Source organism: Escherichia sp. MOD1-EC5990, from assembly GCF_002965285.1.
GTDB lineage: Bacteria > Pseudomonadota > Gammaproteobacteria > Enterobacterales > Enterobacteriaceae > Escherichia > Escherichia coli_F.
In genome coordinates, this window is record NZ_PTRV01000041.1 from 1 (window position 1) to 11700 (window position 11700).

Genomic DNA, 11700 nt, shown 5'->3' on the forward strand with positions numbered 1-11700 from the left:
TCACAAAACATTTTCTAATAAATCTTCTGAAGGAAATGTAAAAACTGTTATTGAGAAAAAAGAAAATGATGAAATAAAGAAAGGTATTTTTGAAAAAGCAGAATTATCGATAATTAACCCATCATGTGAAAATGAAAGGAAATATATAAAGAAAATAAAAAAATTCAAGCAAAGTCCTAAAAGATTTTTTATTGACTCTAGATATAAATCACTTAATTTTTTAGCGAAAATTTTATTTTAATAGGCAGGTAATAATATGTTGGCTCATAATGCATTTAAACCAATTGATATAAGAAACTCAAAGGATATATTTTTAAACAAAATTAATAGATATATCGCTCAAGATAAAATGCAAATAAAATCGATGTCTAATCCTTTTTTTCAGGTAGACAATGAAAATATGGATATATCTGAGCTTTCCGCTATTTTTACAACACAATATCAAACTCATGAGGTGATCATTATTGAGATTGAATCATGTAAAATTGGCCCTCGCCCAGAAGGAATGCCAAGGTATTGGCCTATTTTATATAAAGATAAATATCTTTGGAATTTTATAAATGTGTCTGGGAAACAAGCTTTAAAAGAACAGGGAATACTTAATTATAATGAGAGCCAGTTATTTATTGATGACTTTCATGACTCAGTAAGAATTCATGGTAAATCTATCTGGCTTTATATGTTCTCAAATTTAGATCATTTATATCGAGAGTCGTTGCCTGCACTTTATTTGATAAAACAAGTATATGGTTCATTGGATGGTTTTAATATTGTTACGCCACATATATCAGAAGACCTTGTTGTTTTGCTTGAAGGTTTAGGGGTTAAAAGAAATAAAATAATACAAGTTGGAAACACTTGGATTGAATTTGATAATGTGATAATCACATCATTTCCAAGCTTCGGACATTTACATACCCCAAGCGATTACTATATCAAAAGCTGTAATAATATTTCAGAGTCATTCTCGAAATTATCAAATATTACTCAGAAACATAAAATTTTTATTTCTCGGCGGAATGCAACACAGCGAAAAATCCATAACGAAATAGATTTATATAAGTACTTTGAAGAACAAGGATATTACATCTGTGATCCAGGTGATTATACTCCAAGTGAACAGATTGCTCTATTTTCTCACGCGGAGATAATTGTTGGATCGCATGGGATGGGCATTGCAAATGCTGTTTTTTCAAAAAAATTAAAAATTCTTATTGAAATAATGCCTACAGATTGGAATAGAGTTAGTTATTATCGTACTACTCAGTTAATGAATTGTAAATATGGATGCTATTGGATAGAAAAAAATGAGGATAAAGAGCTGACAATAGATGTTAATAGGTTTGTAATGTTCGTAGAAGACTGTACGGCGTCATTAAATGACGATGTCTAAAATCGTAACTAATTATCCCATGGCCTGATAATTATTTCTGTGTTTTATTTTACGGCTTATCATATGGTGTTATTAATTATTTTTGAATGATTGATATTTAAATAAATAACATAGCTTATATTTTTCTAACTATTGTATTTTAATACAATGTTGATTTCGTTAACCATACATATGATACAAAAATATGTGATATCACACTCCGTTAAATATAAAGGATAACTATCTTATTACTGTAATGACTTATTATTGAATGGAACTCTATTTACTAAATATGTGCCTTTTTCATAACTCAGTCGTCTATAATAAACCGCATTAATCTGCGTCTTCATTAATAAATACCCCCGAAACTTCTTAAAAAGTTTCATATCCGGTTTAAAGTCGGTCTGCCAGAACTGGTGCAAATGCCCTTGATACGTCAAGCCTTTGATGTCGTACAGGGCATTGCCCATCACTTTGAGTGGTTTGTTATGAATCAGTGCAGAGATCCCCGCTGTACTGTTAATCGTTACCACCGCTTTTGCGTGGCGTAATAATTCTGGCATTGGGAGGTCATGCACATAAATGACTCGCTCACCTAAGCCATATTCCTGACTCAACCGCTTAATTAATGGTCGATAGAGTCTGTGACCACGATCCATCGGATGATGTTTGATCACCAAATAACTCTCTTTCGGCGCTTTACGCGAAAATGAGTACATGACTTCATTAATATAGTCACGTACATCGTTATAATTGCTGTGGTTACGAATCTGGCTATCGTTATACACCTGCAAAACGGCAAGATAATAACGCTGGTCCAGCTCGTTCATTAACCTCGGCAATACCTTACGCTGTGTAACCTTGTAAAGTTGCTTGCGCCAGTATGCACGAACCCAGCAACGAGCCTCATACCAGGGGGAAAACGATTTGTGGTGGCGGTAGCGAGGAAACTCATGACGGTAATGCCAGCCCATCAGGTAATACCACATCGCATGGCCAATGCGTTTCATCGTTGAAGGTTTTAAGTTCTCAACGTGCGGCGCAGGCATATCTGGTAACTTACGATAAAAATCCGGATCGCGCGGTAGCGAGGAATATGCGTTCACTCCGCCTTCTTCAACAGTAATAAATTGCGGACGTAAATACCCCTCTTCAAATGCCAGAAAGCGGATCTCTTTCGTATTCGCCCAGCGTTTTGCTTCTTTGTGTAATGGGCGGCAGTCACCAAAGCAGAGGATGGTATCAAAGTCATATTGTCGGTGGAGATCTCGCAACCAACCGGGAAATTCTTTCGGCGTTTGGTAATAAGCCAGATATTGTCGATTGCGGCAGTAAAAACGATCCCCGCCGTTGAATACAACATTCACAGCGTTACGGCCTAATGACTCTAACCATTCGGCGACGTCATTGAAAAAAGGTCCCATCGGTCCTTGCAATAGCAGGTACTTTTTACCGGATAACAAAATGCTTAGTGCATTACCTTGCATAAATAATCTGTGCAATAGTCAATAATGAAATTGGTTAACCCAGTCTGACTCTGCAGAACATGATTAACTTACGGTAAATATTAATAACTCTGTCAATATTATTTTTTCTAATTACCATCGGCTTGCGCGGCGTCTGGATTAAATATTCCGCAGCTTCCTCAACCGTAATAGGCTGTAGCCGTGTTGGGTGAATGTATGTTGGGTAAACAATCAACGCCTGATAGATCAAGTCTGCTATCGTTAATCTGCGCTCGCGGCGCGGGCAGTGATGTTCATCAACGGTTAAACCCCAACCGGCATAGAAGGGCAGGCCGTAACAATGAACTTGCTTGCCATGTAATAACGCTTCAAACCCGGACAATGATGTCATGGTATGCACTTCATTTGCGCGCTGGATGCATTGAATAATATCTGCGTCCAGTGCCTGATAATCAGCAAGTTCAGCAATCAGTTCTGCCGGAATATCGCCCTTGCGATTTCCCACTAATACATCCGGGTGCGGTTTATAAATAATGTAGGCGTGCGGGTTACGTTCACGTACGGTACGCAATAACTCAAGGTTACTTTTAATAGAAACGGTGCCGGTTTTAATTGAGGCATCGTCTTCTACCTGGCCCGGCACCAGGATGATTTTTTTATCTTTGGCCTCGGCAGGCAGAGAAAAATCGGCCCCCAGGTTGTATTTGCTCAGTTTGCTCTCAACCAGCCGCTGGCGTAATTTTTCAGCTCGCATCTGCTGCGTCAGCGTTAACTGGCTGTGATTAAGCAGTACTTCCAGGTCGCTGGGGCGCGTGGCGTCATAGTAAATTCCGCGTTTATCCAGAACCAACGATAGCGGTGGCAGCAGGTCAGAGCCAAGTCCGGATGAACGCAGAAAACCATCTTCCATTCGCCATAACGGCAGTGATTTTCGCTGCGCTTCGGCTCGCCATTGCTGTTCCCCCTTTACACCCCATACCACGCAGGCGCTCGCCGCAGTACAGCGACGTGAAAAACTCAGCCGGTTTGTTGGCGTTCGTAAGAAGGGTTTCAGGATCGCCGACTTCCACAGCGTTAAGCCTGGCGCCCATAAATAGCCATTACGCTGTTGCAGATGTCGACGTTGTAATTGCAGCCATTGCAGCACGGTAAACAGATCGCTTACTGCTCCCGTTTGCGGATCGATATAGCGACAGTAACGCAGGTATGCAGCGGCAAAAAGTTCTTCCAGCGTGGCAGAACCGCGTCGGGCAGATAACAAAACGGACTGCGGATGACGATCGTCCGTTAAGCCCCAGCCTGCATACCAGGGCTGACCGAAACATGTCACTGATTTTCCTGCCAGCAAGGCTTCAAAGCCGTACTGGGAGGTCACGACGTAAACCCTGGAAACGTGTCGCAACAGCGATTGCGGACTGACATTCTCCGCAATCAAACGTACTCGTTGCGTGGCGCGCAGATCAGCGAAATAACCTGTTTTCTTTCCTTCCAGGACATCCGGATGCACCTTCACCCAAATTTCGGCTTGAGGATTTTCCGCCATCGCGGCTTCCAGCATGGCAGCAAACTCATGCGGGCCAGCATTGCCATACGTCACTGACATATCATTAAATGTCTGATCGACAACCAGAACGATGTCTGAACGTTCTGATTCATCCGCCACAAACGCAGGTGCCAGGTTATATTTCGACAAATCCCCGGTCACGATGGTGTGCATCGCTTCTCTGGCCTGGCTTATCAGAGCTGTATTTCCGGCTTTATCCTGTACCAGTTTCTCTAGTGCTGAAGGCTTGCTGGCATCGTAGTAAATGCCACAATCATCCACCACCAGAGAAAGCGGCGGCTCGCCATTGACGCCAAGATCCAGCGAACGCACAAATCCATCTTCCAGACGAATGACGGGTTTTCCCGCTGCTTTGGCGATGGCGACTGGTTTCGCCGCGCTGGGACGATGTCCCCACACGGCGATAGCATCAACTTCTTGCGGAACAGGGCGCAGCAGAGAAAGTTTCTGGCACGGTTGCGCCAGAAATTTCTCCAGATGCGGAATACGCCAGATGCCAGGCGAGTAAATGCCAATCATGCGTTTTCAGCCAGTTCCTGTGCCATCAGGGCGCGCACTTTTTCCAGGCATGCTGGGGTGTCGACGCCCGGACCGGTTGCGGCAACCTCAAATGTGCGGATGTTGATCCCCGCGCTCATCAACCGCAGCTGCTCCAGTGATTCCGCCTGCTCCGGCATGGACTCCGGTAACTGGCTGTAGTTTTGCAGCACATCGCGACGATAAGCGTAAATACCAACGTGTTTCAGGTAGCGCGCTTTTTCAGCATTACGCGGATACGGAATAGGCGAACGGCTGAAATAAAGCGCATCCTGGCGGGTATTTACCACCACTTTTACCGTGCTTGGCTCAGCCGCTTCTTCGGCAGAAATCGCGTGGCATAGCGTTGCCACTGGCAACGCGGGATCATCACGCATTCCTTGTAGCAGCGTTTCTACATCCCGCGGGCGAATCATTGGTTCGTCGCCCTGCAGGTTAATGTAGATATCTGCCTCGACTTTATGCATCACCTCGACCAGCCGATCGGTGCCGGATTCATGATCGTTGCGCGTCATGATGGCTTTCCCGCCAAATGCCTGCACGGCCTTTTCAACACGCTGATCGTCTGTTGCCACCCAAACTTCTGCGACGCCCGCCACCTGTAACGCACGCTCGTAAACATGCTGGATCATCGGTTTGCCGACAATATCGAGTAGCGGCTTACCCGGCAGACGCGATGAGCCATAACGAGCCGGGATGACAATAACAGCTTTGCTCATTTCAACTCCTTACAAAGACAGAATCACTTTTGCACCCACCGCCAGCTGATAGAGGATGGTGGAAATACCACGGGTAACTTCAATATTTTTCGATTCATATTTCGGTAGAACCATAATCTCATCGCCCGGCTTGAGTGAATCCACGTCTTCCGCGTTGACGGCAGCACCGTTCTGACGAATGACGATAATTCTGGCGTTACCCGATTTTTGCGTCAGGCCACCACATTTCTCGATGTAATCCTCGGTGGTCATACCCTTCTGCCAGCTCACCGCGTTCGGGAACAGCACTTCGCCATGAACCATAACCAGCGATGTTTTCTCCGGAATATTGATGACGTCGCCATCTTCAAGCAGAACAGAATCAATATTGGATTCGTTGAGGATCACTTCACCTTTCGGAACCACGGTGCGTGCTTTCGCCACAAAGCGGCTGATCAGTTGTGCTTCCTGCATTCGCAGGCTGGCTTCTTCTTTGGTGGATGACTGGGCAGAAAGTGAGGCTTCCTCCAGCTTTTGCAGCGAGAGATTCAGCATCTCTTTCTGACGCTGAGCCACTGATGGGCGATAAAGCTGAACTGCGTTCATCTGCGACATGCTGTTCGGGCGGACTTTTTCCAGAACCGCACGCATAGTGGAACCATAAGGCAGTACCATGGCATGTTCACCGGAGTGTGCGCCTTCAACCCGCACCTGAATGGTGCCGGCATAGCGGTCAGTGCTCACGATTAAGGTATCGCCATTTTGCAACATACGGCCTGGCGCAGAACTGATCGGATAGTATTCGCTGCGTTTTTGTAGCCCCTGTTTACGCATAATCGTAATGTGAGTCGCGCCAGGCTTAGGGCGCGCCCAGCTCAAAGCTTCCGTTACGGGAATGCTGCTTTCGCGGAACTCAAAGTCGTAGCTGTTAAAGACATCGCCCTGAACGCTGAAAGTATGCTGACGCGGCCCGACGATGATGGTGTCACCATCGGCGAACTGCGAAAGCCCCAGTTTGCCGTTCAGCAGGAAGTCGTACAGGTTGACGTTGGAGCGCACGCGGTTACCGCGCTTGACCACAATATCAACGTAACTTCCGCGCTCTGGATCAACGCCGCCAGCCTTGATCAGATAATTGAGTAACGAATCAGACGTCACACCGCCATACAGACCAGGATTACGCACAAATCCGGTCACGTACACTTTTACTGGCTGCGCCTGTAATAAGGAGGCGTAGACGTTGACGTTGGACTGGTATACTTCCTTCACTTTGGATGTGACCAGGGCATTTAGCTGACTATTACTGACGCCAGCAACTTTCACCGGACCAACGTTCGGCAGGAAAATATTACCTTTGGGATCAACCTGTAACGCACCATCAAAGGTGAACGCACCCCACAAGCGAACCTGAATGCTATCACCCGGATTCAGAATATAGTCAGGGTTGAATCCTACCGTCGCACCGCTATCCGCGCTGGTGCCGTTGAAAAGTTGAGCACCAAACATACGGCTCATTACCACCGGCGGTGCGGGCGGCGGGGTATTGTCGAAGCCGCTCATGTTTTGCGTATCCGACTGTTGCCCGTTCAGAATACCGGTAAGCGGCGCGACTCCTGTAAGGTTTGGGTCAGCGTTAATATCAATGGCCGCGCTGGCCTGCGCCGCGTGACAGGCGGCAATCAGTAAAATTGATTTAAATAATTTCATCACAAACTCATTCAGCGACAGCGTTAGTCTCGGTGATCTTCAATAACAGCCAGCAACAGTTTCAGGGTGCCGAACAGCAGGCAGCACACCAGTAACCAGCAGGCGATCAAATAAGGGATATTTGGAAAAGACGATTCCTGCGGCAACTGTGGCGAACTGATCACTGACAGCACCTTGAGCTTACGAGCCGCTTCTACACGGGTCTTTTCAATGGAGGTCAGGGTCAGTTTGTACAGCTCGGTGTTGAACTCTACTTTTGATTTGATTTCTTCAAAATCCACCGCCATACGGTTTAGCTTGTCACCCTGCGGCGCTGTGATTTTGCTTTGTTCTTCATCGATTTGTGCCTGCAATGACTGAATCGCATTACGCGCACTCACTACTTGCGGGGCGTCCTCACGCAGATACGTCAGCAAGTTACGCAGATCCGCTTCCATCTGGATCTTCTGGCCCATCAGCGTATTCACTAACGTGCTCGCCGCCTGTGCCTGTGCCTGTGGATCCAGAACGTTGTTGTTGTCTTGATAAGAGAGCAATTCCGCTTTGCTGGCGTCCAGACGCTGGCGTGCCTTTTCCATCTCCGTTTCTGCAAAGGCAAGCTGGTCACGCGCGATGCGATGTGACATCTCATTGATAAAGCGCTCTGACTCTTTCAGCACGGTCTGGTTAAACTTAAGCGCAAACTCCGGGCTAAAGCCCTGCGTCTGAATATTCAGTAATCCGGTTTTATCGTCATACGAGACGTTGATACGGTCCTTGTAGTACTTCAGGAAGCCTTCTGCAGTTTCATCCTTGCTAAGATGATTAAGAAAATCGAGCCCGCTGTGGCTAAACGCTTCACGAAAATTTAGTTGCTTATCCAGCGTCGCCAGCATATCCGGCGAGTTGATGTACTCTTTCAGATACAACGCATCTTCTGCGGAACTGGGGTTAGAGGCACCCAGAAGCAGACCAAAATTCAGGCTGCCGCTGTTTAAATCATCCGAGCGTTTAATGGCGACTTTCGACTCGCTCATATAGCGAGGCTGGCTGAAGATAGCCAGATAGATCAGCAGCACCGCCATCGGTGCCAGAATGATGATTTTCGCCAGGTGTTTTTGGATATCTGCCAGTGAGATGGCAGACAGACGAGCACGCATCCAGGATACGGCAGACTTCACTTTTATCAACATGTAACGATTATCAAAGTTTCAGTGGGGCGCAAACTCAATGAGAGACTAACCTCTCGCACCCCGTTGCTTAATTAGTCGAATATGCGCACAAGGCCAGTGACTTTATTTGCCTTGTTGGTCACCAATAACGTTGAGACGCGGTGCTTTTGCATTTTTTCTTCCGCTTCAATGATCATGGTGTCTTCCGGTAGCGTCAGCGGTTCACGTGTCATCATCTGCGCAGCCGTGGCGGATGTCAGAGAATCCTCTTTTTCCATAAAGCGACGCAGGTCACCGTCGGTGATAATGCCTGCTAGCCCACCTTCTGCGTCTTCTACCATCACCATTCCCTGGCATCCGCTGGTGATACGTTGAATCACGGTTTTAAATGACGCATCCAGCTGTACCGCAGGAACATCATGCTGCATGACATCAGCAACGCGGGTCAGCAGGCGACGACCTAATGAACCGCCCGGGTGATAGCGCGCAAAATCATTCGGCATAAATTTGCGTTGGTGGATCATGGCAATCGCCAGCGCATCGCCGATCGCCATCGTCAGCGTGGTAGACGTTGTTGGTGCAAGATTATTCGGGCAGGTTTCATTCGCCATATGGAGTTCCAGCACGGCATCAGCATTTTTCGCCAGCGTGGAATTTCCATTATTGGTAATGGCGATAATTCGGTTGCCGAAATTTTTCAGTGAAGGAACTAGCTTGAGGATTTCATCCGTTTCACCGCTGGCAGAAATAAGGATCAGAAGATCGTAAGGCGTAATCATGCCCAGATCGCCATGGAAAGCTTCTGCAGGATGAATAAAGAAACTAGGCGTACCCGTAGAGGCCAGCGTCGCTGACATTTTACGACCGACATGCCCTGATTTACCCATTCCCGAAAGAATAACGTGCCCTTTACAGTTCATTATCAAATTAAGGACACGCTGGTACTGCCCGGAATCCAGTTGTTTAGACAAGTTTTGTAATGCTGCGCCTTGTTCTGCCAGAGTCTGGCGAACAGAGGTAATTAGATATGGATCGATAGTACTGCTCTGGTCATCAGGTAAATGTCTTTCAGACATATCAGCTCCTTTGCACGGAAATAATGCCACAGTCACAACAAACCCGAACCCACTATAATTTATTTATGCTAAATCAATGGGTTGTAACAAAATTTTTAATGAATATAAAACCATGGTCAGTCCATGCTTATATGCAGGACTTATCACCTTCTTATTAAGTCGCAATGTCTCATGGAGGTGCGAAGATGCTGCAATATTACAGGCGAGAAGGGGAACCAAATTTTGCCCACCTATTTAACACACCCCTACATTATGAACAAGGAATTTAGGATTTTTATCATTTATTAAAATGTTTCCTACTTGACTATTAAGACCAAAAACAATTTATCAATTGATTATTTCCTTGTAAAAAAAGAACGTATGACTATGTTATTAATAAATAAAACACGCAAATAATGGTGATGTTGTTTTGTGATTAACTATTTAAGCGTGGCATAATAAACAGGTTGACAATTTCTATGTAAAGAAGAGGAAAATAATAAAATGTTAGTGGTGACTATTGAATGATATGATAGTTGTGGTGTTGATTATTTCTGGTAATGAATGCGGAATTAAATCTGGCCGGATTGTATTTTTGCTATATCTGTTTTTCAGGAGATTATTATTAAATAGAAAAATAACAATGGTGATTATCTCCGGTTGAGCTGGAGTCACGTATGCCAGCGAGTGCTTTCTTCCGGGCCTTCCTTCACTTCAGAGAAAGAGCCTATGGAAAAGAGGCAATCATCAGGCTCTTTTTGAGTCATATGCGCCGATAATCAACTGTCTTGAACGTAAAAATTATGGAGCAACATGATGCTACGATTCATTTCACTCTTCGTTCTTTCTGAGCATTGCGTTCAGGATGGTCAGCAATTTACGCATACAGTCAACCAGCGCCACTTTTTTGGTTTTTCCGGCTGCTGGCAGATGCATGTAAAACGCCTTTATCACCGGATTAAACCAGGTTACCACAAGCGCTGCCATGTGCAGGGCTGCTCTTGCCTCCGTACGCGCACTGGCGTCGTTCGGCCAGCAGATATGTGTGGGATAACAGGGATGTTATGTGAACTGAACTGTGTTTTGTTAACGGGGGATGTTTATTGATGATTCGGGAGTGTTTAAGACCTGATGGCGTTATGCTCCCAAGTTTATTTTATATAAAGATCCAAAAGCAAAAACCCGCCTTGTGGGCGGGTTCTTAAGAATTAGTGGTGCCGGACTCGGAATCGAAAATTTCTTTTATCATATTGATATTAATACAATTTGTTTGGTTTGATTAAAAATGTACCCTCAATTATACCCGCAGTCCCTTTTGATATCGAAAGGGAATCACACTCGGGATCAGGCTGAGAGCACAGAAGGAAAGTACCTGGCTATTATATCGTTAATTCTGTCAATCAGTTCCAGCCTTTTGAAAGTGATGTGTGCAGATCCCTTCTTAAAGTATTTAATGATGAACATCTCGTCTTCATAGCGCTCTTTACCCTGAACGGACTGGATGTGACCATCCAGACGAATAGTGATGTTTTCCCGGTTGTCGGGGATCGGTTTGCCGCTGAACAGATGTAGCATTCTTTCCAGGTCGACGAGTCGGTCAGTCTGTTGCCCGGTGATAAGATGAAACCCCCACCGGTCCCACCTCACCAGGTTGTTGACGATAATTTTACTGCCAAATTTGCAGGGGCAATTGGTTTTGTAATTCCAGCTCAGTCCCCTGAAGACGTTGATCACCCCTCGCTCAAACACCTCATCCTTATTCTGGTGTAGTTGTTCAAATGTGCTCAGAATGTTCGCTTCACTGATTTCCGGAAAATTATCGTACTCCAGTGACCGGTGCCATGTATCACGGGCCTGTGCATCCATTAAGGAAAGCATCCCTGAACGTTGCATCAGGTCACGCCAGATTTCGCGATCGAGATTGCGTGTGATGGCTTTCATTGCGGTTTCCGGTTTCTCCATCAGCCAGCAGCCGCAGCGAAAATCCTGTTTCATGGCCCAGTCCGGGGCGGCTTTACCGCCAATACTTTCTGTCATTGCTGATATTTCAGCCAGTTGCCGGATAAGTGTGTCGTGTAGTGGTCAAGTAATATTGGCCACGGTTTTACAGTAAAAACGGTATCTGTTCTCTGATTCTTCCGGCGTCAACC

General features: G+C 45.6%; 7 protein-coding genes and 3 pseudogenes. 2 read left to right on the forward strand and 8 right to left on the reverse strand.

The features are described 5' to 3' along the window. Positions 1-241: pseudogene (locus tag BEB42_RS25250) on the forward strand (capsular biosynthesis protein); the annotation flags it as partial. Positions 242-256: 15 nt separating this feature from the next. Then, positions 257-1393 carry a glycosyltransferase family 61 protein gene (locus BEB42_RS25255; RefSeq protein ID WP_105267592.1) on the forward strand — a complete coding sequence of 379 codons (1137 nt, stop codon included), beginning with the start codon at positions 257-259 and terminating at the stop codon, positions 1391-1393. Between the two features lie 227 nt (positions 1394-1620). Here the strand turns inward: BEB42_RS25255 and BEB42_RS25260 are convergent, their stop codons facing one another. The 8 genes and pseudogenes from BEB42_RS25260 to BEB42_RS25295 form a co-directional block, all read right to left on the reverse strand. Continuing rightward, positions 1621-2859: a capsule biosynthesis protein gene (locus tag BEB42_RS25260; RefSeq protein ID WP_105267593.1), complete on the reverse strand. Its 1239-nt coding sequence runs from the start codon at positions 2857-2859 to the stop codon at positions 1621-1623. A 34-nt stretch (positions 2860-2893) separates the two neighbouring features. Further along, a complete protein-coding gene (locus BEB42_RS25265) occupies positions 2894-4921 on the reverse strand; it encodes a capsular polysaccharide biosynthesis protein (protein ID WP_105267594.1) in 2028 nt (675 codons plus the stop codon). Beyond that, positions 4918-5658 (reverse strand): 3-deoxy-manno-octulosonate cytidylyltransferase, encoded by a 741-nt coding sequence (gene kdsB, locus BEB42_RS25270; RefSeq protein ID WP_001604840.1) that lies wholly within the window; start codon positions 5656-5658, stop codon positions 4918-4920. The genes BEB42_RS25265 and kdsB overlap by 4 nt, the downstream gene beginning before the upstream one ends. Before the next feature lie 9 nt (positions 5659-5667). Then, on the reverse strand, positions 5668-7344 hold the full coding sequence (locus BEB42_RS25275; protein WP_123058326.1) for a polysaccharide biosynthesis/export family protein: 1677 nt from the start codon (positions 7342-7344) through the stop codon (positions 5668-5670). Between the two features lie 23 nt (positions 7345-7367). Further along, the gene (locus BEB42_RS25280; RefSeq protein ID WP_050009853.1) at positions 7368-8516 is read right to left on the reverse strand and encodes a capsule biosynthesis protein; all 1149 of its coding nucleotides are present in this window, start codon (positions 8514-8516) and stop codon (positions 7368-7370) included. A 71-nt stretch (positions 8517-8587) separates the two neighbouring features. After that, positions 8588-9571: a KpsF/GutQ family sugar-phosphate isomerase gene (locus BEB42_RS25285; protein WP_001298261.1), complete on the reverse strand. Its 984-nt coding sequence runs from the start codon at positions 9569-9571 to the stop codon at positions 8588-8590. 810 nt (positions 9572-10381) lie between these two features. Continuing rightward, positions 10382-10564: pseudogene (locus BEB42_RS25290) on the reverse strand (IS110 family transposase); the annotation flags it as partial. A gap of 330 nt (positions 10565-10894) precedes the next feature. Then, positions 10895-11623: pseudogene (locus tag BEB42_RS25295) on the reverse strand (DUF4942 domain-containing protein); the annotation flags it as partial. Between the last annotated feature and the right edge of the window lie 77 nt (positions 11624-11700).